Genomic DNA, 24681 nt, shown 5'->3' with positions numbered 1-24681 from the left:
GCCTGGTTGTACTTCTCGGCGAGGTCCGCGTGCTCCTCTTCCAGCTTCTGGATCTTCTCCTGCACCTCGTCGACGGTCGGTTCGGCGACCGCCGCACTGGTGGACAGGATCAGAGCGCCTGCGGCGACGAAGCCGACCGTTGCGAGATGACGGCGGAACGAGCCACGTTCATGGCGTTCATCCACGATGGTGGCACACCTTTCTGCCAGACCGCCTACCGGAGCGCCCGGGCCCGGGCGGCTCGGACATGCCGCAGGGGCCGCCCGAAGGCGCCGCCGGCGACTGAGAGCACCCGGGGTTGCGCATGCGGCACGCGGGAAAGCGGCCGCGGTGGTTTCCGGTCTCCGCCGGCCGAACGGTGGGGAGGCTCGGGCGGAGCTCGGCGGGAGCCGACCGCTGCCACCCTTCTGATGGCACGTACAGACGACCGGCTCGGCGGAAGACTAGTGCATCGCCGACACCAGGCTCAACCGTTTCGTTATGATTGCCTCCTGTTTACGGTTCGCCCGTAATGCAAGGTCCGCCCCATCCCGACCCCAAACGCAAACCACGTCTGCAGGCCCCGCGGCCGATCCGTGCACCCGACCGAATCCGGCGCACGCGAGACCGCCCGCACATCCGACGTGACGATCGGCACGCGCCCGCCCCGGCGGGGTCCGCGGGACGGGCGAGGGCGGCTACGGGCGTACGCCGAACTGGAACTGGCCGTCCCAGTAGCCCGACAGCGACACGACCTCGACGTTCTTTCCGGTGCGCGGCGCGTGGATCATCTGGCCGTTGCCGACGTAGAGGCCGTCATGGCCCAGGCCGCCGAAGAAGAACACGATGTCGCCCGGTTGCAGCTGGTCGCGGGTCACGCGGTGGCCGGACTCGGCCTGACCGTAGGTGGTACGCGGCAGGCTCACCCCGGCCGCCCCCCAGGCGCGCATGACCAGGCCCGAGCAGTCGAAGCTGTCAGGGCCGGCAGCGCCGTAGACGTAGGGCTTGCCCAGCTGGGCGTAGGCGAAGTCGAGGGCGGCGCGAGCGTCCCCGGAGGCCGAGCCGGTGTAGGAGCCGCCGGCACTGTCGTCGCCGTCGTCGGCGGGGTCGGCGGAGGGGAAGTCGGCGAGCAGCGTCTCCTGCTCGTCGATCTTCTCCTCGACCTCGTCCTTCTTCTCCTCGGCCTCCTCCTTCTTGTCCTTCGCCTCGCCGAGGGCGGCGTCGGCCTCGTCCTTCAGCCGGAACAGGCGCTCGGAGGAGTCGCTGAAGTCGTCGAGCTTCTCCTTCTGGTTGTCGGAGAGGTAACCGACGTCGGCCGATTGGGCCAGCAGGTCCCCGGGGTTCTCCACGTTGATGACGGAGGAGGGCGAGTCCAGATCGTTGCCCTGGTAGGCGGCGCTGGCGAAGTCGGCGACGTTGTCGCGGAGCTTGTCGTAGCGCTCCTGCTCGTCGCCGACACGCTCTTCGAGGTCCTCGGCCTTCTCCTTGGCGGCGTCGTAGTCCTCTTGGGCCTGGTTGTACTCCTGGACGATGCCGTCGGCTTCCTCTTGGAGGTCGTCGAGCTTGGACTCGACCTCCTCCTGGGTCGGCTCGGCAACGGCGACCCCGGAGGGCACGATGAGGCCTCCGGCGGCCACGACCCCGAAACCGGTCGCGATCCGGCGGGCCGTGCGCCGACCACCTGTGTTCGTCATCGGCGGTCCACGCTCCTTACGGGTCGAGGTTCACATGCGGGATGGGGCAAGCACGGCGGGGCACCCGGTCCGGCCGCACGGTGCCGGGCGAGCGGGAACCGCGGGCACGGCGTGCAGACCTCCGGGCTGTGCGACGGAGCGGTCACGGCACCGCCGCGACCGGGGGCCTCCCGCAGAGCGCCAATCCGGCGGCGGAACCGCCGCCGGTGCGACCCTCGCCTGCGCTACGGGAAGCCGATCGATCTCCGGGTAGAACTTAGCGGACCCGACCGGGCGCCTCAACCACTGGGGCGCCCGCGTCACCCTGTGCACGCGGGTTTTCGGACGTCCGCACTCCCCGGAGCACCACCGGGAGCCGACCCCGCGCACGGGGTCGGCTCGGCGAAGCCCGCCGACGCCCCCTCAGCCGCCCAGCCGACGCAGCAGTACGGCAGAGGCGACGGTGCGCGCGCCCTCGCGGCGCACCGCGTTGACGATCTCCTGGTCGGAGGTCACCACGCCCAGCGGCCGCCCGCGCGGTTCGGCGCGCACCAGCCGGATGATCAGCTCGTCGGCGGTCTCCCGGGGCTCGCTGAACAGCAGCCGTACCCGGCGCGTCGCCGAGAGCACGGGCGGGGCGCTGACGTCGGCGCCGTCGAACACGCAGGTGATCTCCGCCTTGGTGCGGCTGGCCAGGCCTTCGAGCGATGACAGCAGCCGACTGCGCTGGTCGGCCAGCGGCAGCGTGCCGTAGCCCGTCTTGGTGACGTTGTAGCCGTCGACCAGCAGGTGCATCCGCGGCAGGCTCAGCAGATCGTCGACCAGGCCCGGGTCGTCGTCGGGCAGCCCTTGGCCGGGCACCGGCGCCTCCTCCGCGGCGCGCTGCTCGGCCACCAGGTCGGCCGGAGACTCGATGGAGGTGGGCAGCGCCAGCTCGCGGCGCAGCCCGTGTCCGGCCTCCAGCAGCACGTCCAGCAGCACCCGCAGCCGCGCCTCGTCGACGCTGCGCCCGGCACGGGCGGCGCGGCGAGCGTTCTCCACCTGCGCTTCGGCCGCGGCGAGGCGGTTGCGCAACCGGCGGTTCTCCGCTTCCACCGCGGTGACCTGACCGGTCTGGGTGGCTGTGCGCTCCGCCGCCTCCGCAATCGCCTGCTCGGCCTCGCTCGCCGCCTCCTTGGCGCGCTCGCGTTCGTTGTGCAGCTGCCGACGCAGGTCGGCGATGGTGCTGCGCTGGTCCTTGAGCTCGCTGCGCAGCCGCGCCGTCTCCGCGCGCTGCTCGTTCTTCGCCTCTTCCAGCCGTCGGCGCAGATCGGCGATGGTCTCGGTCGCCTCGCCGGCCTCCCTGGCGCTCTCCTGGCGGTCCAGTTCGGCCCGCACGCGCTCGACGACGTTGCGCCAGCCCTGGGGACGCAGCAGGTAGGCGGCCGCCGCCACCGCGACGGGGTCGGCCGCCGGCGGTACGACCCCGCGGCGCAACTCCCCGGCGAGTTCGGGCCAGACCTGCTCGACACGTTCGGCGACATGGCCGCGGAAGCCGGCGTCGGACTCCAGTTGAGCGGCGATCTGCGGTCCCGCCAGGCGGGCGCGACGGCGCGGCTCGAACTTGGCGACGCGGCGCAGCACCGGCGGCAGGTCGGACATCCGCATCCCGCCCAGCACGTCGGAGCCGTACTCGACGACCCGCGCACGCACGGCTTCGGGCAGCGGGCGGTCGAGACCCTTTCCCTCCTGCTCGGACGCGTCCTCTCCGCCGCCCGCGGGCTCCGCGGAGTCCCCCGGCTCCCCGGCGGAGCCGCCCGCGCCCGCAGTCCCGCCGGCCTCGCATGTCATGTCCCCACCCCCGCGCCCAGGACCCGACCGGACGGCGCCTGCACGCCGCAGCGCGGGCCGCCCCGTTGATCACACCGCCCGCAACGGCGCCCGACCGGATTCCGCACAGCCATCTCCCTCCTCCTGCACTGCATGCCGGAAAACTCACACTGCGCGCCCGGACCGCGGCGTGCGGTCGCGGCCCGGCCGCGCACGGGGTCTGAGCCATCTTTCCACGGAGATCAGCGAGGAAACCGGTCCGAGCGCCGGGGGCCCGCCACGTCGCGGCCCACTCCCGGCGGCGATCCTCGCGCCGCCCCACCTGCGCCGACACCGGACACCTCCCCCGCCCGGACGCGGCTTCCGTCGCAGCGCCCGATTACCCTGTCCGGGTGGCCGAGCAGAACACCCCCGTTCAAGGCACTTTCGACGACCTGGGCACCCCTCTGTCGGAGTGCACGTTCGTGATCGTCGACCTGGAGACCACCGGAACCCGGGCCGACGCAGCGGGCATCACCGAGGTCGGCGCGGTCAAGGTGTGCGGCGGCGAGGTGGTCGGCGAGTTCTCCACCCTGGTCAACCCCGGGGTGGCCATCCCGCCGTTCATCACGCTGCTCACCGGGATCACCCAGGCCATGGTCGCCCCGGCGCCCGCGATCGACGCGGTGCTGCCCGGCTTCCTGGAGTTCGCGGGGTTGGAGCGCGGCTCGATCCTCGTCGCCCACAACGCCCCCTTCGACGTCGGGTTCCTCAAGGCCGCCTGCGCGGGGCACGGATACACCTGGCCCGCGCCGCAGGTCGTCGACACCGTGACGCTGGCCCGCCGGCTGGTCACCCGCGAGGAGGTGCCCAACCACAAGCTCGGCACCCTCGCGGGCTTCTTCGGGGTGCCCGACCAGCCCACCCACCGCGCGCTCGACGACGCCCGGGCCACCGTCGGAGTGCTGCACGGCCTGCTGGAACGCCTGGGGGCCTTCGGCGTCGACACCGCCGAGGAGCTGCGCCGGTTCCGCTCGGCGCCCACGGCCGCCCAGCGCGGCAAGCGGCGCATCGCCGACGACGTCCCCGAGGCCCCGGGCGTCTACGTGTTCACCGACGCCAAGGGCGACGCCCTCTACGTCGGCAAGAGCACGAACCTGCGCCGACGCGTGCAGTCCTATTTCACCGGGTCGGAGAAGCGCGGCCGCATCCGCGAGATGGCAGCCCTCGTCGAGGGTGTCACTCCCATCGTCTGCGAGACCGGACTCGAGGCCGAGGTCCGCGAACTGCGGCTGATCGGCGAGCGCAAGCCGCCGTACAACCGCCGCTCGCGCAACCCCGAGCGCTCCCCCTGGCTCAAGCTCACCCGCGACGCGTTCCCGCGGTTGTCGATCGTGCGCACCGTGCGCGACGACGGCGCACCCTACATGGGCCCGTTCCGCTCCGCGCGCGAGGCCGAGCTGGCCCGCGAGGCGCTGCACCAGGCGTTTCCGCTGCGCCAGTGCACACGCCGCATCACGCCGGCGAAGCCGACATCCGCCTGCGTGCTGGCCGAGATGGGCCGGTGCGGCGCCCCCTGCGCCGGGGCGGAGACCGCCGAGGAGTACGCCGTGCACGCCGATGCCGCCCACGGAGCGATGACCGCCGACCCCGCGGCCGTGGTCGAGCGCATCACCGCCCAGATCAGGGAGATGTCCGAGCAGCTGCGCTACGAGGAGGCCGCCGGCCACCGCGACCGGCTGGCCGCCTTCCTCACCGCGGCGGCGCGCAGCCAGCGCCTGGCCGCACTGGCGGCCATACCCGAGCTGGTCGCCGCCGCCCCCGCGGCCGCGCCCACCGGCGGCGCACGGCCCGGCTGGGACGTGCACGTGGTGCGCAGCGGGCGGCTGGTCAACAGCGGCTACATGGCGCCCGGCCGCGACCCCGCGGAGTTCACCGCGGCCCTGACCCGCACGGCCGAATCGGTCTTCCCCGGCCCCGGGCCCGCTCCCTGCGCCAGCGCGTGGGAGTCCGAGTGCGTGCTGCGGTGGCTGGAGTCGCCCGGCGTGCGTCTCGCCGAATCCGCCGAAGGATGGACATGCCCTGTCAACGGGGCCGAGAAGTACCGGTACCTGACAGACTGGGACCGGGGCGGCCTGTCGGCGCTCATGCACCGCTGAGCGCGCGCCGGCGGGAACGCCGGCCGTGCCCGTAGTGACCGGAGCCCTCGCCCAAGGAGTGCAGATGGCGGGTATCCCGCTGAGTGACGACTACCCGGTGCGGCGGGTGCCCACGGTGACCTACGCGATCATCGCCGCCAACGTCGTCGTCTACCTGCTCTCCCCGCTGTCGCTGCTGGCGGTGTGGTACGGAACCGACCAGCTTCCCCGCGAATGCGCGATCGAGCACTACCTGCTGCGCTGGGCCGCGGTTCCGGCCGAGCTGCTCGGCGGCGGGCAGGTGGAGGCCTCCGGCCCCTGCCCCGACCCCGGCCACACCAAGATCGCCTGGGTGTCGGCGCTGACGTCGATGTTCCTGCACGGGGGCGCCGCCCACCTCATCGGCAACATGGTCTACCTGTTCGTGTTCGGTCCGGTGGTCGAGGACCGGCTGGGGCGCATGCGCTACCTGGGGCTGTACGCGGCCAGCGGGCTGGTGGCCACCTACGCCTTCGCGCTGACCCAGTCCTCGGCCGAGATGCCGCTGGTGGGCGCCTCAGGCGCGATCTCGGGCGTGCTGGGCGCCTATCTGCTGGTGCAGCACCGCAGCCGGGTGGTCACCCTGGTGTTCGTCGTCGTGCCGGTGCGCCTGCCGGGATGGGCGCTCGTGGGCACGTACTTCATCCTCCAGTATTTTCTTTACGTCAGCATGTCGGCCTATCCCGGCACCGAGGGCGGCGTCGCCTACGCGGCCCACGTCTACGGCTTCCTCGCCGGTGCGCTGGGGGCTCTGCTGCTGCACCGCATACGCTGGCGCTCCGGAACGCGCCGCGTGGACGTCTACTGAGCCCGGCCGCCTCCCGACGGCACCGCGCCGCCCGCCCGTCCCGCACGAGCCGACCCGCACGAAACTGGAGGAGCCCTCGTGGTCACCGCGATCGTCATGATCAAGGCCGAAGTCACCCGTATCCCCGAGGTCGCCGAGGCGATCGCCCAGATCGAGGGCGTCAGCGAGGTCTACTCCGTCACCGGCGGCGTCGACCTCATCGCGATGGTGCGGGTGCGCCGCCACGAGCACCTGGCCGAGGTCATCCCCGGCCAGGTCAGCAAGATTCCGGGCGTGCTGTCCTCCGACACCCACATCGCCTTCCACGCCTACTCCAACCACGACCTGGAAGCGGCGTTCTCCCTGGGTATGGACGATTGACCGGCCGCCGTCCGCTCCCCGCGACGCTGCGACACGCCGCGGGGAGAGCACAGGGCGGTCACTCCGATGGCTGCGGGAGGCCGGGGCATTCCACGGTCGGATTCACGCCGACGTAGTTCAGCGGCCCGGCCGCGATCGTCGTGAGAGTGCTGCCGATCGTGGCGCAGTTGGCCTCGTCGCTGCTGAAATAGCCGCGCTGGATCGCCGCGAGCAGGCCGATGAGCAGCCAGATGATCACGACGGTCGGGATGACGACTCTACTGCGCACCGCTTCCTCCTGGGGGGCGAAGGACTGTTCGTACGACTGTGCCAGTCGCACACGGCCTACCCCTCTGGGGCACGATGTCACCCCCTTGTACCGATCTGTGCGGTTCCGCCGCCGAAGCGGGACCCACCGGACGGTCCACGGGCGCTGAGCGGCCGCCCGTCCGCGCCCGGGACGCGACGGGTCCTCGGCGCCGTGCGCCCACGCCGCGCCGCCGCGTCCGGAGCGGCCCGCGCTCCCGGCGGCGGCCTGCTCAGCCCTGTTTGGCGTAGTGCTGGCTGGTCTCGATCCAGGAGTCGAGAAGCCGGGCGGCGGCTCCGCTGGTGAGGGCGTTCTCGGCGATCTCCAGTGCCGAGCGCAGGGTTTCGGTCGCCCCTGTCGAGCCGAACCCGGGCAGCGTGGTGGCCACCGCCGCCGCGGCGTTGAGCAGGACGGCGCCGCGCACGGCGCCGTCGGCCGCGGGGCCGCCGGCAAGCAGGTCGCGGACCACGCGGGCGTTGTACTCGGCGTCGCCGCCGCGCAGCGCGTCCGGCGCCGCCCGCTCGATCCCCAGATCAGCCGGATCGACGCGCTCATGGGTGACGGCGCCCTCGTGCACCGACCAGATCCGCGACGTGGTGGTCGTGGTCAGTTCGTCCAGCCCGTCGTCGCCGCGGAAGACCATGGCCGAGGTCCCCCGCTGGGCGAACACGCCGGCGATGGTCTCGCACATGCCCTCGTCGTAGACGCCCACGGCTCCGGAGGAGGGCTGCGCCGGGTTGGTCAGCGGGCCCAGGAAGTTGAAGACCGTGGGCACGCCCAACTCCTTGCGCGTCTTGGACGCGTGCCGCAGCGAGGGGTGGAACAGCGGGGCGAAGCAGAACGTGATGCCGACCTCTTCGGCCACCCGCACGGTCTGCTCGGGCGCGAGATCGATGACCACGCCCAGCCGCTCCAGCACATCGGCGGTGCCGCAGGAGGACGAGGCGGCCCGGTTGCCGTGCTTGACGACCTTCGCCCCGGCCGCAGCGGCCACGATCGCCGCCATGGTGGAGATGTTGACGGTGTGGGCGCGGTCGCCGCCGGTACCGACGATGTCGACGGTCCGGCCGGGCACGGAGATGGGTACCGCGTGGCGGACCATGCCCTCGGCCAGACCGGTGACCTCGGCGACATCGGCGCCTTTGGCGCGCAGCGCGACGGCGAACCCGGCGATCTGCACGTCGGTGGCCGACCCGGACATGATCTCGTTCATGGCCCAGCGGGTGTCCTCGGCCGAGAGCGGGCGGCTCTCCAGCAGCGCGGTGATCAGATCGGACCAGGTGCGTTCGGTGATGCTCACGTGGGTGCTCCTCAGGGGGACGCGTCCTCGGACGGGGATCGGGCGTTGGACCGCATGTCGACGCTCGCTCAGGCGCGCCATCGCGCGGTATCCGCCCCGTGGTGCCCCTTGCCGTCGAGAAACCGCATCCCCGGCCCCCGGCGGATGCTCGCCCGGTGGTGGCCCCCGCCGCGCGCGGGCCGCGGCAGCTGCGATGCGGCGGCCGCGCGGCGCGGCGGCTCTGCCTCGCGCGGCGGCCGCGTCCGGAGGCGCGCGTAGCCACCTGTGCTGTGCACCATCGGCAACGTCTCTCGCTCGGGCGGTTCCGTCTCCCGCCGCAGCCGCTTCACGTGCCGCGGTGCGCGCGGGCACCGGCGGAATCCGGCCGGGCGGGTGCGCGGCGTCGCCGGCCGGCGACGCCGCGCTCCTGCGTCGGAGACTACCCGAGGGCGGCGGTCTCGGCCGCCTGCCCGCGCATGAGCTCAGCCAGCGCCTCAGCCAGCGCCACCGGGTCGATGGGGTGGCTGACCACCTTGTCGGCACGCGACCAAGCGGCCAGCCAGCCGTCGTCGCGGCGCCCGATGATCAGCAGCACGGGCGGGCACCGGTAGATCTCGTCCTTGATCTGGCGGCAGACGCCCATGCCGCCGGCCGGCGCGGTCTCGCCGTCGAAGACCGCGACGTCGATGCCGCCGTCCTCCAGCCGGGCCAGCACGCCGGGCGCGGTCGCGCACTCGACGAACTCGACCTTGGGGACGTCCGCGGCCGGCCTGCGCCCCACCGCCGTACGCACCTGCTCGCGGGTTCCGGGCTTGTCGCTGTAGAGCAGCACGCGCATGGGCGCCGAGGACTCCGCGGAGCCGGGGCCGTTGGTCGCCATGGTCAACCGTCACCATCCCTGTACATCACGGCCGCGGCGGAGCGGCTGGGTCGAGCCGGGTATCCGAGCCTATGTCCTGCGGCCGTCGAGTTGAGACCTTCGCCACCTCAGCATGCCACTGCGCTCGCTCCCCTGGCCATCCGGAGGTCCCGCCGGCCCCCGCCGGCCGCCGCCGCGCCGCGCATAGCGGACACGCGCTTTTCACCCGCGGATTCCGTGACTGCGGGGCCCGCGCACGCTAGGCTGCCCGTGGCTGCCGACCGCGGTTGCGAGCGGCCCGCAGAGCGATCACGGACCGATACCGTTGTCACGCCAGATCGGGCGCCTTTCGGGGGGTCGTGCACCAACCTTCTCGGGATGCCGTAATAATGCTCCCGTGGCGACAGCAACCGCGAATCAATCAACAGGACCGACACCGTTGCACGGTGCGGCAAAGCGACCTGACCTGGTGAGCGTTGGCACCATCGTCTGGCTTGCCAACGAACTCATGTTCTTCGCTGCGCTGTTCGCGATGTACTACACCATCCGATCGGTGACCAAGGGCAACCCGGAGCTGGGCGACTGGCCATCGGCCGAGCTCAGCGTGGGGTACGCCCTGACGATCACCATCATCCTGGTGGCCTCCAGCTTCACCGCCCAGGCAGGCGTCTGGGCCGCCGAGCGCGGTGATGTCCGGAAGCTCCGTCTGTGGTTCGTCATCTCGTTCCTCATGGGCCTGGTCTTCGTACTCGGCCAGGCATACGAGTACTACGAGCTCATCTACCACGAGGGCCTGACTCTGCAGTCCAGCGCCTACGGCTCGATGTTCTACCTCACTACGGGGTTCCACGGTCTCCACGTCATCGGTGGTCTGATCGCGTTCCTGATCATGCTGGGACGCACGTACGCCGCGAAGCGCTTCACTCACCAGCAGGCGACCAGCGCGATCGTCGTGTCCTACTACTGGCACTTCGTCGACGTGGTCTGGGTCGCTTTGTTCGCAACCATCTACTTCCTCCAGTGACCCGAAACGGGGAAACCGTGAAATGGATTACCGCGCGGCGACGGCATCCCCTTGCGGGATACGCCGTCGTCATACTCGCGCTCACCCTCTTCGGGGTGGGCTACGCCGTCATCGCGCCCAGCGCGGAGCGGGCCGAAGCGCAGACTCTGGCGGCTGACGCCGCCGCGGCCGAGCAGCAGCCCTCCCAGGAGGACGTGGCAGCCGGGCGCGAGATCTTCACCAAGAGCTGCGCCAGCTGCCACGGCCCCGACGGCACAGGTGGCGAGGGCTACACCGGCCCCGACATCACCGGCGAAGGCGCCGCGGCCGTCGATTTCCAGGTCAGCACCGGCCGCATGCCCTCGATGGACCCCGACCAGCAGATGCCGCGCAAGCCGTCGGCGTTCACCCAGGAGGAGATCGACGACCTCGTCGCGTACTACAACGCCGAGATCGGCGACGAGGGCAGTCCTCCGGTGCCCACCGACATCCCCCACAGCGCCCCTGAACGCTCCGACTTCGAGGACCACCACGCCTACGAGGAAGCCCTCGAGGAGTGGGAGACCGAGTACGAGAGCTACATCGAGGGCGCCGATGACACCGAAGCGGGCATGAAGCTCTACCTCGCCAACTGCGCGCACTGCCACAGCTGGTCGGGCGGGGGCGGCGCGCTGACCGGCGGCCGGTGGGCACCCGAGATCCACGACTCGACGCCGCGCCAGATCTACGAGGCGATGATCACCGGTCCGGGTGCCATGCCCGCGTTCAACGACACGACCATCACCCCGGACGAGAAGCAGGACATGATCGCCTACGTCAAAGACCTCCAACACGAGGCCAACGCCGGAGGCTTCTTCGACCTCAACCGTGTGGGCCAGGTCGCCGAGGGCTTCATCTCCTGGACCGTCGGTATCACCCTGATCGTGGCGTGCGCGATCTGGATCACCGCGAAGCAGCGAGCCCATGACTGAGAACAACCGCAACCACGACACCGACCCGGGCGCCGACGGCTCCGATCGGGTCATCGCCACCCCGACATCCACGGAGGAACGGGTCATCTCCGGCACGTCCGAGGAGCAGGGCAGCCACGAGGGCGCGTACTCCGCCGAGGAGGCCCACCCCCGCCCGGAGGAGGTCCAGCGCAAGGGCGAGCGCACCGCAGCGGTGTGGTTCACCCTGGCCTTCCTCGGCGGTGTGGGCTTCCTGGTCTCGTACTTCCTGTTCCCGCCGGACGCCCAGGGCGACCCCTCCATCGCCCACCCGCTCGTGGGCCAGTGGGCCAACATGCTGATGGGCGGCACGCTCACGCTGTCCCTGTTCGGTATCGGCGCGGGCATGACTGTCTGGGCCCGCCAGGTCATGCCGCACTACGAGGTGGCCAACGACTACGACGAGCTGCCGTCGTCGCCCGAGGAGAAGAGCTCCTTCAGCGACTTCTTCATGCGCGGCGCCGACGAGAGCGGCTTCACCCGGCGCCCGCTGATGCGCCGCACCCTGCTGCTGGCGATGGCCCCCCTGGGGGTGGCGCCGATCGTGCTGCTGCGCGACACCGGCCCGCTGCCGGGCGACACGCTGCGGCACACGCTGTGGGAACCGGGCATGCACATGGTCGTCGAGGGCACCCACCGCGAAGGCGACAGCCAGTGGATCCACGAGGGAGACCTCCGCGCCGGCGGTATGATCAGTGCGCTGCCCTATGTGGAGCCCGACCCCGAGCATCCGCACGGGCTGAGCCTGGACGCGCAGGCCAAGACGGTCATCCTGCTGATCCGCATGGACGAGTCGGACTTCAGCGACGAGATGACCCGGGAACAGCGCAACTGGACGCACAACGGGATCGTCGCCTACTCCAAGATCTGCACGCATGTCGGGTGCCCCGCGGCGCTCTACGAGAGCGGGTCGCACCGGATCCTGTGCCCGTGCCACCAGTCGACCTTCGACGCCGCCAACGGCGCCAAGGTCGTGTTCGGGCCGGCCAACCGGCCGCTGCCGATGCTGCCGATTACAGTGGACGAAGAAGGCTACCTGGTTGCGGACGGCGACTTCTCGGAGCCCGTCGGGCCGACCTTCTGGGACGCGCAGAGGGGGGAATAGCCGATGAGTCGGACAACACAGGCACCTAAGGCGCTCCGAAACGCCGGCAACTACATCGACGACAGGTTCCACCTCGCCAAGACCGGCAAGAAGCAGCTGGGCAAGGTCTTTCCGAACCACTGGTCGTTCATGCTCGGCGAGATCGCACTGTACTCGTTCATCATCCTGCTGGTCACCGGGGTCTTCTTGACCCTGTGGTTCAAGCCGAGCATGGCCGAGATCGTCTACGACGGGTCTTACGAGCGCTTGCAGGGCGTGCCCATGAGCGAGGCCTACGCCTCGACGCTGTACATCAACTTCGACGTGCGCGGCGGCATGCTGATCCGCCAGATCCACCACTGGGCCGCGCTGATCTTCGTCGCCGCGATGCTGGTGCACATGCTGCGGGTGTTCTTCACCGGCGCGTTCCGCAAGCCGCGCGAGATCAACTGGCTGATCGGCGTCGCGCTCTTCGCTCTGGCGATGGTCGAGGGCCTGTTCGGGTACTCGCTGCCCGACGATCTGCCCTCCGGCATGGGCGTGCGCATTCTGCAGGGCGTGCTGATGGCGCTGCCGATCATCGGAACCTACGCGTCGATGTTCCTCTTCGGCGGCGAGTTCCCCGGCGAGGACATCATCCCGCGGCTGTACATGCTGCACATCCTGCTGATCCCGGGCATCCTGCTCGCGCTGATCGGCGCCCACATGCTGATCCTGTGGCATCAGAAGCACACCCAGTACCCGGGCAAGGGCCACACGGAGAAACGCGTCGTGGGAACGCCGATGCTGCCGGCCTTCGCGGTCAAGGCGGGAGGGTTCTTCTTCTTCGTCTTCGCCGTCACCGCCGGCCTCAGCGCGTTCGTTCAGGTCAACCCGATCCACCTGTTCGGCCCCTTCACCCCGACCTCCATCACCTCCGGGCTGCAGCCCGACTGGTACATGGGCTTCATGGAGGGGGCGCTGCGGATCTTCCCGAACTGGTTCGACGTCGACGTTGCAGGCTACTCACTTGCCACCGCCGTCCTCGTGCCGGGCCTGGTGATCCCGGGGCTGATTTTCGGCGCGCTGGCGCTGTGGCCGTTCATCGAGCAGTGGCTCAGCGGCGACAAGCGCCACCACAACGTCGCCGACCGGCCGCGCAACGCTCCGGTGCGCACCGGCATGGGCGTCGCCGGCATCACCTTCTACGGCCTGCTGTGGATGGCGGGAGCCAACGACGTCCTCTCGGAGACCTTCTCGGTCAGCCTCTACGCGACCACGTGGTTCTTCCGGATCGCGGTCATCGTGGGGCCGATCATCGGGTTCATCGTCACCAAGCGCATCTGCCTGGGACTGCAGCTGCGCGACAGGGAGCAACTGGAGCACGGCTACGAGAGCGGCACCATCCAGCAGCTGCCCAGCGGCGAGTTCATCGAGGTGCACAAGGAGTCCTCCGAGGACACCGTGCACGTGCTGGAGAGCAAGGAGCCGGTCTCGCGGATCGAGGTCCAGGCCTTCGACGAGAACGGCGTCGAGGCGCCGTCCTCGCGCGGGCTGATGGGTCGGCTGCGGCTGCGCCTGGCGGACTGGTACACCCGCGACAACGTCTCGTTCGAGGGCGTGCGCCCGCACTCGGGACACCACCTGCACCACGGTGCCCACGAGGAGGAGCACTCCCCGGAGCAGGACCGCGAGGAGGCCACCACCTAGCCGAGGCCGCTCCGGCCGAAGCGCAGAACACGACGGCCCGGTACCCCGTGCGGGGTGCCGGGCCGTTCTGCTGTACCGGGGCGGGCGGATGCGCGCCGAGCCACGGGGAGCGCCTCCACGCCCCCTTCCCTCCACCCCGATCCTCGCCCCGGCGGATCGGATCGCGGCGACGGCACGTGCGCACCCGGTGGACGGGCGCCGGGACGCGGGAGACCGCCGGATGGCCCCCGGGCGCGCGGGACGCTCCGGGGCCGGAGTTCCGCACAGGAACCCCTGTGCGGCGCTGAGGCGACGTGTGCGCCGCTGCCCCCTTCGGGGTCGGGATTGGGTCCGCGAAACGACTGCGGGGCCGCGGAGAAAGACTCCGCGGCCCCGCAGTGGACTCGTTCCCTCAGCCGCCCGCCGGGACGACGGGTCCCGCCGTGCTCCGAGGGCTCAGGCCTCCTCGGCGTGGACGCCGCCCGGGGTGCCCTCGCCGTCGGTGGTGTCGGCCTCGCCGGTGGGGCTGTTGGCCAGCCAGTCCTCCCACGAGCGCTGCCAGTAGCCCCAGCCGTTGTCGACCTCGAGCTGGCGGTCGGTGCCGTTGATGACGAGCGGATCGCCCATCAGCGACTCCTCGTAGAACCATTTGGCGTCGGCGTTGCTCATGTTGGTGCAGCCGTGGCTCTCGTTGGACTGGCCGAGCCGGCCGTTCCACGGTGCGGCGTGGGTGAACTCGCCGCTGTTGGAGAAGCGGACCGCGTAGTCGACGTCGAGCTTGTAGCCCTCGGGGCTGTCGACCGGGATGCCCGTGGTCGAGGAGTCCATGACCAGGTGGTCGTACTTCTCCATGGTCAGGTGGACGCCGCTGGTGGTGGTGTACTTGCGGACGTCCGCGCGGCCGTTGCTGATGGGGAAGGACTTGATGGACTCGCCGTCGCGCTCGACCGTCATGGTGTGCTCGGAGTCCTCGATCGTGCTGATCTGCTCGCGGCCCACGTCGAAGTTGAGCTGGTGGTTCTCGATGCCGTAGACGCCCTCGGAGGCCTCGACCCCGGCCAGGCGCAGGTCGACGGTGACGTGCTGGTAGGGCTCCCAGTACTCCTTGGGCCGGAAGACGGCGGTCGTGTCGCCGAACCAGTTCCAGGCGCCGTCGACGGGCTGCTCGGAGGTGACCTCCATGGAGTTCTCCACCTGCACCTTGTTCTCGACGGGCAGGTCGAAGTTGACGATCACCGGCATCCCCACGCCCACGCTCTGGCCACTCGTGGGGAAGTTGGACTGCAGCTCCAGCCGCTTGCCCTCGACGGCGGGTTCGGTGCTGAACTCGCTGGCGACCTCGGCCTGCTCGCCGTCGCTCGTCTCGACCGTGGCGGTGACGGTGACGTCGGATCCGGGGGCCAGGTTCCAGTCGCTGACCCAGGTCGACTCGTCCTCGCTGAGGGTTCCGGTGACCTCGTGGACCGGGGAGTCGTCGCCGTCCGAGGGGCTCGCGCTCTGGCCGGCACCCTGCCCGGACTCGTCGGCGGCGCCCCCGGTCTGCTCGACGCGCACGTCGGTGATGGCGGCGTCGGCGGCCTCGACCGTCACCGGCACGTTGGGGGCCACCTCGCCGGCGCCGTCCTCAGGCGAGATCCGCACGTCGACGGCGTCCTGGCCCTCGCCCGCGGTCTGCGAGCTCCCGCCGTCCTGGCCGGTGCAGGCTGCCGCCAGGACGAGAACCAGCCCGGCCAGGCCTGCGCCCCGAACTCCTCTAAGGCGTGTTCTGCCCTTCACCCTGCGCCTCCAGTCTGCAGTGGCGGCCTGTGCTCGGCACTGCCCGTGTCGGGAGATGCCAAACGCACGCCGCCGGGTTCCGCTGCTCCACAGTGAACGACGGCCGCGGGGGTGAGAACCGGACATCGCACCGGCAGGGGGATGCCGGCCGCCGGGTAAAAGAATACCCCCGGTGGGTGGGGGTTTCGGTAGAAACCATCACACACCGGGGGCGAATCCGATCGGCGGCGGCACGCGTCACGCGCCGTGGCCCTCGCTAGTGGCTGAACTGGCCGCGGTAGTACTCGAACACCCAGCCGATGGTGGTCAGGATGACGGCGAACCCGCCGATGAACACCATCCACCAGCCGATCACGACGCCCACCGCAAGGAAGGACACCGACATCGCCACGAACAGCGGCCACCAGCTGTGCGGGCTGAAGAACCCGTACTCGCCGGAGTTCTCGGGGATCTCGCCGTCGAGGCGCTCCTCCGGTGCCAGCCCGTGGTAGCGCTCGCTGCGTCGCGCGGACTGCCACAGCCAGAACCCGATCATCCAGCCGAAGAAGATCGACACGACCAGGGCGACCGTGCCCGTCCATTCGATCGCGCCGTGCGACACCCAGGACCAGTAGGCGTACATGCCCGCGACCAGTCCGAAGAAAGTCGAGACGCCCATAAACAGGTAGGCCTGCATTTTCATGGTGAGCTCGCTCCCCTACTTCGCGGCTGCGGGTTCGGGCGCCGCACCGGGTGCGGCGGCGTGCGGGTGGTGAAGGTCGAACGCCGGGCGCTCCGAGCGGATACGCGGCAGCGAGGTGAAGTTGTGCCGCGGGGGCGGGCACGAGGTCGCCCACTCCAGCGAGCAGCCGTACTCCCAGGGGTCGTCGACCGTCACGGTGGCGGCGTTGCGGTGGGTCACCCACATGTTCCAGAAGAAGATCAGCGTGGACGCGCCGAGCACGAACGAGCTGACCGAGGAGACGATGTTGAGCCCGGTGAAGCCGTCCGAGGCCAGGTAGTCGGCGTAGCGGCGCGGGAAGCCCTCGGCACCCAGCCAGTGCTGGACCAGGAAGGTCCCGTGGAACCCGAGGAACAGCAGCCAGAAGTGCACCTTGCCCAGGGTCTCGTTCAGCATCTTCCCGGTGAACTTGGGCCACCAGAAGTAGAAGCCGGCGAACATGGCGAACACCACGGTGCCGAAGACCACGTAGTGGAAGTGGGCCACCACGAAGTAGGAGTCGGTGACGTGGAAGTCGATCGGCGGCGACGCGAGCAGCACGCCGGTGAGCCCGCCGAACAGGAACGTCACCAGGAAGCCGACGGTGAAGAGCATCGGGGTGGCGAAGACCAGTTGGCCGCGCCACATGGTGCCGATCCAGTTGAAGAACTTCACGCCGGTGGGCACGGCGATGAGGAACGACATGAACGAGAAGAAGGGCAGCAGCACCGCGCCGGTGGGGAACATGTGGTGGGCCCACACGGTCACCGACAGGCCGGTGATGGCGATGGTCGCCGCCACCAGGCTCTTGTAGCCGAAGATCGGCTTGCGACTGAACACGGCCAGCACCTCGGTCGCGATACCGAAGAACGGCAGCGCGATGATGTAGACCTCCGGGTGCCCGAAGAACCAGAACAGGTGCTGCCAGAGGATGGCGCCGCCGTGCGCGGCGTCGAAGACGTGGGTGCCGACCATGCGGTCGGCGCCGAGCGCGACCAGGGCCGCGGTCAGCACCGGGAAGGCGATCAGCACCAGCACGCTGGTGAGCAGGCCGTTCCAGCAGAAGATCGGCATACGGAACATCGTCATGCCGGGCGCGCGCATGCACAGCCCGGTGGTGATGAAGTTGACGGCGCTGAGAATGGTGCCCAGACCGCTGACGACCAGGCCCATGATCCACAGGTCGCCGCCCAGGCCGGGCGAGCGCACGGCGTCGGACAGCGGGGTGTAGGCGAACCAGCCGAAGCTGGCCGCGCCGCCGGGGGTCAGGAACCCGCCCACCACGATGAGGCCGCCGAACAGGAAGAGGTAGTACCCGAGCAGGTTCATGCGGGGGAACGCCACGTCGGGGGCGCCGATCTGCAGCGGCATGATGATGTTGGTGAACCCGACGAACAGGGGGGTCGCGAACAGCAGCAGCATGATCGTGCCGTGCATGGTGAACAGCTGGTTGAACTGCTCGTGGCTGACCACCTGCATGCCCGGCCACAGCAGCTCGGCGCGCATCACCAGGGCCAGAATGCCGCCCAGGATGAAGAAGCCGAACGACGTGATCAGATACATGTACCCGATGACCTTGTGGTCGGTCGACGACATCCAGTTGACGATGACCGAGCCCTTGCGCGTGGTCGCGGGCCCTGCCGATTCGGGGGTCTGCGTCACTGTCGCCATCAGCGCCCTGCCTCCTCGTTCGCCGGGGCGGGCACGCCGGCTTCGTCGGCCGGGGCCGGCTCGTCGGCCGCCGGATCGTCGTCGACCGCCTCGTCCTGAGGACCCTCGCCCTCGGGACCGGGCATGTCGATGTCGGGATTCTCCGGCCCCGACTCCCCCGGCTGCTCACTGGTCTCCTGCTGCTGTGCCTGGGCCTCCTGCTCGGCCACCCAGGCGTCGTAAGCGTCCGGTTCCATCACCTCGACGTCGAAGAGCATCCGCGAGTGGTCGACACCGCACAGCTCCGCGCAACGGCCCGCGTAGGTGCCGGCGGTGCCCTCCTGGACCTTGACCTGGAACTCGTTGTCCTGGCCGGGGATGACGTCCATCTTGAAGGCGAAGGCCGGGATCCAGAACGAGTGGATGACGTCGGGCGAGGTGAGGTCGAAGTGCACCACGTCGCCCTCGCGCAGCACCAGGGTGGGCCGGTGCTGGGGGGTGCCGGCCACGGAGAACCGGCTCTGGGGGTCGCTCTCGGAGTCGGAGTAGGACTCCTCGAGGTAGTTGAACTGCCAGCTCCACTGGAAGGCGACCACCTCGACGTTGGTGTCGGCCTCTTCCTCGGTGGACATCAGGGCTGTCTGGTCACGCGCGGTGAAGTAGAAGAGCACCGCGATGATCACGATCGGCAGGACGGTGTAGAGGGCCTCGATGGGCATGTTGTAGCGCACCTGCGGCGGAAGCTGCTCGGAGCGCTTGCGGTGGAAGATGATCGTCCAGACGATCAGTCCCCACACGAGAATGCCGACCGCGAACGCCGCCACCCATGAACCCTGCCAGAGCGTGAGGACGCGATGGCCCTGTTCGGTGATCGGCTCCGGCACGCCCAAACGAGTGAACTCGTTCGACGCGCATCCGGTCGCGGCCAGGCCCAGCGCGGCGAGCGCAGCGCCGCGCGGTGCCCATCGGCGCAGCGCGGGGCGCCGATTCCTATGGCGGGTCGGACTCACGGATTGCCTTCCCAGCGATGATGCCCGCGACGTCGCGGGCGGTCGTGTTCCAAAGCTTTTCGAGGGAAACACTAGCGCGATCCGTCCGGACCCCTGTTGCGGGGCATGCCTGATCAGCGTGTTGGCCGTGCGCCCGCGGAGGGCCCCGGCCGCGCACGTGCCCGACCGCCCGTCCGCCCAGGCGGGGGCGGGTGGCGGGCGCGCGGACGGCTCGGCGTGTTCGCCCTGCCCACCGCGTCGGCCGCCGGTGCCCGAGGTCTCCGAACAGGCCGCCGCAAGCGGGCTAAGGCGAGAGTACCGCTGCATTTACCGGCCTCTTAACCGGGTGCCGCTTAGCGGCCGGCGCGGGTGACAATGGGAGTACGCGCGAGGAGGAGAGGAGCTCCGTTGGCCGAGGAGCCGTTGGTGACCGTCGAGGCCGTCGGGCGCAAGTGCCCGATCCCCATCATCATGCTCGCCGGGCGGATCCGCGAGGTCCCGATCGGGTCGGTGATCGCCGTCACGGCCGACGACCCGGCGGCGCGCGCCGACATCCCGTCCTGGTGCCGGATGAAGATGCAGGAGTTCGTCGCGGAGGTGCCGCTGGAGCAGGGCAGCGCCTTCCACATCCGGCGCATGTACTAGAAAACCGCCCGCCCTCAGCGTTGATCTTGTACCTGCGGTCACGTGCGAACGCGCACATTGACCGCAGGTACAAGATCAACGGGGTTCGGGGCGCACATGCGTGCGGGCCGCGCGCCCCGGAGGGTCGCACGGCCCGCATCAGGCACGTGAAGCGCCGTGCCTAGCGCGCGTAGTACTCGACGACGAGCTGCTCGTCGAAGGGCACCGGAACCTGCTCGCGCTTGGGGCGGTCGACGACCGCCACGCGCAGGTCCTTGTGACTGACGGCGAGGTAGCCGGCGGTCTTGTCGTCGGCGTGCACGCCTTCGGAGGCCTCGACGAAGGGCACCATCTGGCGGGACTTCTCCCGCACACCGATGACCTGGCCGGCCTTGACCTGGTACGACGGGATGTCGACCTTCTTGCCGTCCACGGTGATGTGGCCGTGGTTGATGTACTGGCGCGCCGCGTAGATCGACGGCGCGAGCCCGGAGCGGAGCACGACCGACATGAGCCGCGTCTCCAGCTCGGCGATGAGCTCCTCACCGGTACGCCCGGGGCGCTTCCGAGCCGTCTCGTAGGAGCGGGCCAGCTGCTTCTCCGACAGGTCGTAGTACCAGCGCAGCTTCTGCTTCTCCGCTTGGCGGACCGCGTAGTCGCTGGTCGAGCGCCGAACTCGGCGGCCGTGCTCACCCGGGGGGTAGGGCCGCTTCTCGAAGTAGCTGACCGCCTTACGGGTCAGCGGGGTACCCGCGCGCCGGGACAACCGCACCTTAGGTCCGGTGTAGCGCATTCACGTCCTCCGTCTATGAGTGCTTGCAAAAAGCGGGAGTCCTAGGTAAGGCTTGCCTAAGTCTAGGAGGTGTCATGCGACAACCCAGCCCGTCCGCGATCGAACGGGTCCGCTCCCTTGCCGCCACGGCGACCCCCACCGCAGCGGCGTTGGCAGACAATCCCGACACGTGTTTCAACGTGCGCGGGGCGGTCGATCACGCCGGCCGCGTCCTCCTGTGGGTCGCGGAGCACCACCCGCTGCACGAGGCGGTGCGGGAGGGGCGGCGCACAGATCTCGGCCCGAGGGTCGATATCGATCTGTCCGCTCTTCGGCGTGTGGGTCGCCTCTCTACTGTACGCGCTCGCATGTGGTGCCAGGCCGGCCTGGCGGAGGTACCCCCCGCCGACCGGCGCTCGGCGGCGCTGGCCGTGTGGGAGCGCGAGCCCGACGAGGCGCTGCTGGCCGCCGCCAAGCGCCGTCGGGAACCCGGCGCCCCCGTACTGCTGCGCGCTGTCGTGCACAGGGTGATGTACCACACCTACGATGCGTCCGGGCTGATCGAGGGCTCCGCCTTCGCGCTCGCCCGCCCGCACCCGATCACCGCCCCGGCCGAGGAGATCATCGGCCGGGTCAACGACCGCTACCGCGACGAACTCGCGCGGGCCGTGGGACGGGTTCGGGGAGCCCCGCGCGGGGCGGCGTGGCTGTGGGAGCTGGACGCGCGCGGAGCCACGGTCTGGGTCGGCGCCGCGGACGGCACCGGTGCGGCCCTGGTGCGGATCCCCTGGAGCCGCCCGGCGGATGCGGCCTGCCAGCTGGAACGCGCGGTGTTCGACTTCCTCGCCGACGACGGCCCCCAGGAGGCCGCCGACGCGGCGAGCACCCGGCACCGCCGCTGCCGCAGACGCGAAGGACCCGCCGGGGGCTGACCGGGCAGGGCCGGGTGCGCGGTGCCGAAAACAGCAAAGGGGCCTCCCCGGCGTGAGTCGCGAGCGGGCCGAGACGCCCGCGACACTCCGCCGGGAAGGCCCGTCCACCGGTTCGCCGCGAGGCGGCGCCGGTGGGCCTGGGAGCCCGGAGGCTCAGGACAGGTGCGGCTTGATCTCGCGCGCGCTGTCCTCGCCGTAGGACTCGGTGATCTTGTCGATCAGGCTGGAGGCGGTCAGCGTGTACTCCTGCGGGCCGTTGACCCCCAGGCAGTGCACCGCGATGGCGTTGCCGACCTGGGCGGAGAGCTCCAGGGAGAGCCCCCAGGACAGGCCCGCCAGGAAGCCCGCGCGGAAGGCGTCGCCGACGCCGGTGGGGTCGGCCTTCTCGTTCACCACCGCGGGGCCGACGTTGATCGACGGCTCACCCCGGCGGTCGATGCGCACCCCCTTGGCGCCCAGCGTCGTCACGCGGGTCTGCACGCGATCGAGGATCTCGTCCTCGCTCCAGCCGGTCTTCTGCTCGCAGAGGGCCTTCTCGTACTCGTTGGTGAACAGGTACGTGGCGCCCTCGATCAGCTCCCGCACCTGCTCGCCGTCCATGAAGGCCAGCTGCTGGGAGGGGTCGGCGGCGAAGGCGAAGCCGCGGTCCCGGCACTCCTGGCTGTGGCGCGTCATGGCACCGGGGTCGTTGGCGCTGATGAGCACCAGGTCGAAGCCGCCGGCCGCGTCGGAGAGCGGCTTGAGCTCGATGTTGCTCGCCTCGGCCATCGCGCCGGGGTAGAACGACGCGATCTGGTTGTGGTCCTTGTCGGTGGTGCAGACGAAGCGCGCCGTGTGGCGGAGCTCGGAGATGTGCACGCCGGAGGCGTCCACACCGTGGCGCTCCAGCCAGGAGCGGTATTCGTCGAAGTCGGCCCCCGCTGCACCCACGAGGACGGGACTCAGGCCCAGGACCCCCATGGCGAAGGTGATGTTGGGGGCGCAGCCGCCGCGCCGCACCTCGAGCTCGTCCACCAGGAACGACAGCGACACCTGCTCGAGCTGATCGGCGATGAGTTGTTCGGAGAACCGTCCGTCGAAGGTCATCAGGTGGTCGGTGGCGATCGATCCGGTAACCGCGATGCGCACTGCAGAGGGCTCCTTGAGTCGGGGAGAATGGACGGTTCTCAAGCCTACCGATGCCGGATTCGCCCGAGGAAGGCACCCACGACGGGGGCACGTTTTTCCTGGTCACAAGGGCCTCAATGGCGGAGTGGGCCGCGCCGGGCACCTCGGTGGCGGGCGGCGCGCGAAAATTCGGCGCCGAGCGGCGAGCGCACGGAAAAATCCAATCGGGATTGTTCCGCTACACGCTTTCCGTTCCGCCATGCGCTTTCTTCGGCCAATCTCCGCTCCGCCGGGAGCACCGGGAAACGGGGGCGCGCAGCGCGCCGCGGCACCGCACACGCCGAGGGTCCGCGCTCCCCTGCGGGGACGCGGACCCTCGGATGGTCTGCGGGCGTCGTGCGACCGCGCCCCGCCCTTCGCTCAGGAGGCGGGGCCGACGGCACTCGCCTTAGTGGAACGAGTCGCCGCAGGCGCAGGACCCCGTGGCGTTGGGGTTGTCGATCGTGAAGCCCTGCTTCTCGATCGTGTCGACGAAGTCGATGGTGGCGCCCACGAGGTAGGGGGCGCTCATCCGGTCGGTGACGACCTCGACGCCGGAGAAGTCGCGCACGACATCGCCGTCGAGCTCGCGCTCGTCGAAGAACAGCTGGTAGCGGAGCCCCGAGCAGCCGCCGGGCTGCACAGCGACACGAAGCCGCAGGTCGGTGCGCCCTTCCTGCTCCAGGAGACCCTGGACCTTGCTCGACGCCGTCTCCGTCAGGATGATGCCCTGCGCGGGGGCCTCGCTCTGAACCGTCATCTGCTAGCTCCTCCGTTAAAGCGTGGCGGCCGCCACTGGCACTGGTCGACCCGAACGGTCAACGCCCGCGGCCGCTGGTGCATTCCTGCCCGTGGCGGGGACGCGCAATGCTGCTCTTGTCCAGAGTAGGTGCTCATACAGGTCGCCGCCATCATCGGGATCGATCCGGGGCCCGCGCGAACCCGCGGGGCGGGCCCGGCACCCGTCCCGGACCACGTCACCGGCCCCCGTCTCCGTCCGGGCCGTCGGCGGCGCCGGCCGCCCCGGTGCGTGCACCGGACCAGCGCCGGGCGACGCCGGCGGCGAGCTTGCGCAGTTCCTCGGCGGAGTTGCTCAGCGCGGCCTCGGTGGAACCCGCCGACTCCACAAGGGAATAGGTCTCGGCGATGCCGGCGGCCGCGGCCTCCTGGCGGCCCACCGCCACAGCACCGGCCAGGACCACGCAGGGCACGCCCTGGTCGGCGGCCGCCCGCGCAACACCGTGCGGGAGCTTGCCGCGCAGCGACTGGGTGTCGAACGAGCCCTCGCCGGTGATGACCAGGTCGGCCGAGGCCACGTCTTCGGTCAGGCCCACGGCGCCCAGCACGCGGGCCACGCCGGACTCCACCGCGCCGCCGACCAGCAGCATGCCGTAGCCCAGACCGCCCGCCGCACCCGCCCCGGCCTCCTCGCGCAGGACACCGGGGTCGGTGGCCTCGGCGAAGGTGCCCAGCGCGGTGTCCAGGCGCTGCACCTGGTCGGCGTCGGCGCCTTTCTGCGGGCCGAAGACGGCGCTGGCGCCCTGCAGCCCCAGCAGGGGGTTGTCGACGTCGGTGGCGGCGACGAGGGCGACGCCGCGCACGGCATCGCGCGCGGCGGAGAGGTCGACGGGCGCCGACAGCCGGCTCAGTGCCGCCCCGCCTCCGCTGAGAGCGTCGCCGGGTTCGGCGCCCAGCGCGGCGAGCATGCCGGCGCCGCCGTCGTTGGTGGAGCTGCCGCCCAGACCCACGACGACGCTGCGTGCGCCGGCGGCCACCGCATGGGCGATGAGCTCGCCCACGCCGCGGCTGGTGGTGGCGCCGGGATCGCGCCGCTCCTGGGGCACCAGGTGCAGGCCGCAGGCCTGGGCGCTCTCGATGTAGGCGGTGGCGCCCGACATCAGGTAGCGCACGGGAACGGGGTCGCCGAGTGGGCCGGTGGCCTCGGTCTCCTGCAGCGTGCCGCCGAGGGCGGTGTGCAGGACCTCGACGAACCCGGGGCCGCCGTCGGACAGTGGAAGCAGCCGGGTCTGCGCCTCGGGGGCGACCGAACGCCACCCCTCGGCCACCGCCTCGGCGGCCTCGACGGCGCTGAGGGTGCCGGCGAACTTGTCTGGAGCTATGACGATACGCACCCGACCA

General features: G+C 70.6%; 22 protein-coding genes and 1 pseudogene. 9 read left to right on the top strand and 14 right to left on the bottom strand.

Going from position 1 to position 24681, the window contains the following annotated elements; translation table 11 throughout:
- The 3 genes and pseudogenes from LP52_RS23650 to LP52_RS23640 form a co-directional block, all read right to left on the bottom strand.
- Positions 1-185, bottom strand: a pseudogene (locus LP52_RS23650) (NlpC/P60 family protein); the annotation flags it as partial.
- A gap of 492 nt (positions 186-677) precedes the next feature.
- Positions 678-1673 carry a C40 family peptidase gene (locus LP52_RS23645; protein WP_052810205.1) on the bottom strand — a complete coding sequence of 332 codons (996 nt, stop codon included), beginning with the start codon at positions 1671-1673 and terminating at the stop codon, positions 678-680.
- Positions 1674-2075: 402 nt separating this feature from the next.
- On the bottom strand, positions 2076-3482 hold the full coding sequence (locus LP52_RS23640; RefSeq protein WP_040276602.1) for an NYN domain-containing protein: 1407 nt from the start codon (positions 3480-3482) through the stop codon (positions 2076-2078).
- A gap of 371 nt (positions 3483-3853) precedes the next feature.
- On the opposite strand from LP52_RS23640, the gene LP52_RS23635 reads away from it, so the two are divergent.
- From LP52_RS23635 to LP52_RS23625, 3 genes are all read left to right on the top strand, one after another.
- A complete protein-coding gene (locus LP52_RS23635) occupies positions 3854-5599 on the top strand; it encodes a DEDD exonuclease domain-containing protein (protein WP_040276601.1) in 1746 nt (581 codons plus the stop codon).
- A 64-nt stretch (positions 5600-5663) separates the two neighbouring features.
- Positions 5664-6425 (top strand): rhomboid family intramembrane serine protease, encoded by a 762-nt coding sequence (locus LP52_RS23630; protein WP_040276600.1) that lies wholly within the window; start codon positions 5664-5666, stop codon positions 6423-6425.
- A gap of 78 nt (positions 6426-6503) precedes the next feature.
- The gene (locus LP52_RS23625) at positions 6504-6785 is read left to right on the top strand and encodes an Lrp/AsnC family transcriptional regulator (RefSeq protein WP_040276599.1); all 282 of its coding nucleotides are present in this window, start codon (positions 6504-6506) and stop codon (positions 6783-6785) included.
- Between the two features lie 58 nt (positions 6786-6843).
- On the opposite strand, the gene LP52_RS23620 is transcribed toward LP52_RS23625, so the two are convergent.
- From LP52_RS23620 to LP52_RS23610, 3 genes are all read right to left on the bottom strand, one after another.
- Entirely contained in the window at positions 6844-7104 is a 261-nt protein-coding gene (locus LP52_RS23620) for a hypothetical protein (protein WP_338011660.1), read from the bottom strand.
- A 199-nt stretch (positions 7105-7303) separates the two neighbouring features.
- On the bottom strand, positions 7304-8371 hold the full coding sequence (gene trpD, locus LP52_RS23615; RefSeq protein ID WP_238581071.1) for an anthranilate phosphoribosyltransferase: 1068 nt from the start codon (positions 8369-8371) through the stop codon (positions 7304-7306).
- 418 nt (positions 8372-8789) lie between these two features.
- Positions 8790-9230: a hypothetical protein gene (locus LP52_RS23610; RefSeq protein ID WP_040276608.1), complete on the bottom strand. Its 441-nt coding sequence runs from the start codon at positions 9228-9230 to the stop codon at positions 8790-8792.
- Positions 9231-9606: 376 nt separating this feature from the next.
- Between LP52_RS23610 and ctaE the strand changes: the two genes are divergently transcribed.
- The 4 genes from ctaE to qcrB are packed head-to-tail and all read left to right on the top strand — an operon-like array spanning position 9607 to position 13974.
- Positions 9607-10233 (top strand): aa3-type cytochrome oxidase subunit III, encoded by a 627-nt coding sequence (gene ctaE, locus LP52_RS23605; RefSeq protein ID WP_169775402.1) that lies wholly within the window; start codon positions 9607-9609, stop codon positions 10231-10233.
- A 17-nt stretch (positions 10234-10250) separates the two neighbouring features.
- Positions 10251-11183 (top strand): cytochrome bc1 complex diheme cytochrome c subunit, encoded by a 933-nt coding sequence (qcrC, locus tag LP52_RS23600; protein ID WP_040276596.1) that lies wholly within the window; start codon positions 10251-10253, stop codon positions 11181-11183.
- The gene (gene qcrA / locus LP52_RS23595) at positions 11176-12306 is read left to right on the top strand and encodes a cytochrome bc1 complex Rieske iron-sulfur subunit (protein WP_040276595.1); all 1131 of its coding nucleotides are present in this window, start codon (positions 11176-11178) and stop codon (positions 12304-12306) included. Before qcrC ends, qcrA begins: the two co-directional genes overlap by 8 nt.
- A 3-nt stretch (positions 12307-12309) precedes the next feature.
- A complete protein-coding gene (gene qcrB / locus LP52_RS23590; RefSeq protein ID WP_040276594.1) occupies positions 12310-13974 on the top strand; it encodes a cytochrome bc1 complex cytochrome b subunit in 1665 nt (554 codons plus the stop codon).
- Positions 13975-14409: 435 nt separating this feature from the next.
- On the opposite strand, the gene LP52_RS23585 is transcribed toward qcrB, so the two are convergent.
- From LP52_RS23585 to ctaC, 4 genes are all read right to left on the bottom strand, one after another.
- The gene (locus tag LP52_RS23585; protein WP_040276593.1) at positions 14410-15729 is read right to left on the bottom strand and encodes a L,D-transpeptidase; all 1320 of its coding nucleotides are present in this window, start codon (positions 15727-15729) and stop codon (positions 14410-14412) included.
- 256 nt (positions 15730-15985) lie between these two features.
- Entirely contained in the window at positions 15986-16411 is a 426-nt protein-coding gene (locus LP52_RS23580) for a cytochrome c oxidase subunit 4 (protein ID WP_040276592.1), read from the bottom strand.
- A 15-nt stretch (positions 16412-16426) separates the two neighbouring features.
- Positions 16427-18100 carry an aa3-type cytochrome oxidase subunit I gene (ctaD, locus tag LP52_RS23575; protein WP_040276591.1) on the bottom strand — a complete coding sequence of 558 codons (1674 nt, stop codon included), beginning with the start codon at positions 18098-18100 and terminating at the stop codon, positions 16427-16429.
- Entirely contained in the window at positions 18100-19089 is a 990-nt protein-coding gene (ctaC, locus tag LP52_RS23570) for an aa3-type cytochrome oxidase subunit II (RefSeq protein ID WP_449336611.1), read from the bottom strand. The genes ctaD and ctaC overlap by 1 nt, the downstream gene beginning before the upstream one ends.
- Before the next feature lie 354 nt (positions 19090-19443).
- On the opposite strand from ctaC, the gene LP52_RS23565 reads away from it, so the two are divergent.
- Positions 19444-19713, top strand: a complete 270-nt coding sequence (locus LP52_RS23565; RefSeq protein WP_052810204.1) for a sulfurtransferase TusA family protein — start codon at positions 19444-19446, stop codon at positions 19711-19713.
- Between the two features lie 160 nt (positions 19714-19873).
- On the opposite strand, the gene rpsD is transcribed toward LP52_RS23565, so the two are convergent.
- Entirely contained in the window at positions 19874-20485 is a 612-nt protein-coding gene (gene rpsD, locus LP52_RS23560) for a 30S ribosomal protein S4 (protein WP_040276589.1), read from the bottom strand.
- 74 nt (positions 20486-20559) lie between these two features.
- Between rpsD and LP52_RS23555 the strand changes: the two genes are divergently transcribed.
- A complete protein-coding gene (locus tag LP52_RS23555) occupies positions 20560-21396 on the top strand; it encodes a DUF2470 domain-containing protein (RefSeq protein WP_169775401.1) in 837 nt (278 codons plus the stop codon).
- Positions 21397-21549: 153 nt separating this feature from the next.
- On the opposite strand, the gene LP52_RS23550 is transcribed toward LP52_RS23555, so the two are convergent.
- The 3 genes from LP52_RS23550 to LP52_RS23540 all read right to left on the bottom strand — a co-directional run bounded on the left by LP52_RS23550 (position 21550) and on the right by LP52_RS23540 (position 24674).
- Positions 21550-22524 carry a carbohydrate kinase family protein gene (locus LP52_RS23550; protein WP_040276587.1) on the bottom strand — a complete coding sequence of 325 codons (975 nt, stop codon included), beginning with the start codon at positions 22522-22524 and terminating at the stop codon, positions 21550-21552.
- Positions 22525-22951: 427 nt separating this feature from the next.
- Positions 22952-23302, bottom strand: a complete 351-nt coding sequence (locus LP52_RS23545; RefSeq protein WP_040276586.1) for a HesB/IscA family protein — start codon at positions 23300-23302, stop codon at positions 22952-22954.
- Positions 23303-23519: 217 nt separating this feature from the next.
- Entirely contained in the window at positions 23520-24674 is a 1155-nt protein-coding gene (locus LP52_RS23540; RefSeq protein WP_052810203.1) for a glycerate kinase family protein, read from the bottom strand.
- Between the last annotated feature and the right edge of the window lie 7 nt (positions 24675-24681).

This window comes from Streptomonospora alba (genome assembly GCF_000826685.1).
Lineage (GTDB): Bacteria > Actinomycetota > Actinomycetes > Streptosporangiales > Streptosporangiaceae > Streptomonospora > Streptomonospora alba.
The sequence above is the reverse complement of the archived record's forward strand: the minus strand, read 5'-3'. Positions and strand labels throughout refer to the sequence as shown.

Bases quoted from the DNA above. Each gene is read 5' to 3' on its own strand.
- LP52_RS23645 (WP_052810205.1), bottom strand. From the start codon at position 1,673: ATGACGAACACAGGTGGTCGGCGCACGGCCCGCCGGATCGCGACCGGT.
- LP52_RS23640 (WP_040276602.1), bottom strand. From the start codon at position 3,482: ATGACATGCGAGGCCGGCGGGACTGCGGGCGCGGGCGGCTCCGCCGGG.
- LP52_RS23630 (WP_040276600.1), top strand. From the start codon at position 5,664: ATGGCGGGTATCCCGCTGAGTGACGACTACCCGGTGCGGCGGGTGCCC.
- LP52_RS23610 (WP_040276608.1), bottom strand. From the start codon at position 9,230: ATGGCGACCAACGGCCCCGGCTCCGCGGAGTCCTCGGCGCCCATGCGC.
- qcrA (WP_040276595.1), top strand. From the start codon at position 11,176: ATGACTGAGAACAACCGCAACCACGACACCGACCCGGGCGCCGACGGC.
- qcrB (WP_040276594.1), top strand. From the start codon at position 12,310: ATGAGTCGGACAACACAGGCACCTAAGGCGCTCCGAAACGCCGGCAAC.
- LP52_RS23580 (WP_040276592.1), bottom strand. From the start codon at position 16,411: ATGAAAATGCAGGCCTACCTGTTTATGGGCGTCTCGACTTTCTTCGGA.
- ctaD (WP_040276591.1), bottom strand. From the start codon at position 18,100: ATGGCGACAGTGACGCAGACCCCCGAATCGGCAGGGCCCGCGACCACG.
- LP52_RS23565 (WP_052810204.1), top strand. From the start codon at position 19,444: ATGGGAGTACGCGCGAGGAGGAGAGGAGCTCCGTTGGCCGAGGAGCCG.
- rpsD (WP_040276589.1), bottom strand. From the start codon at position 20,485: ATGCGCTACACCGGACCTAAGGTGCGGTTGTCCCGGCGCGCGGGTACC.
- LP52_RS23555 (WP_169775401.1), top strand. From the start codon at position 20,560: ATGCGACAACCCAGCCCGTCCGCGATCGAACGGGTCCGCTCCCTTGCC.
- LP52_RS23545 (WP_040276586.1), bottom strand. From the start codon at position 23,302: ATGACGGTTCAGAGCGAGGCCCCCGCGCAGGGCATCATCCTGACGGAG.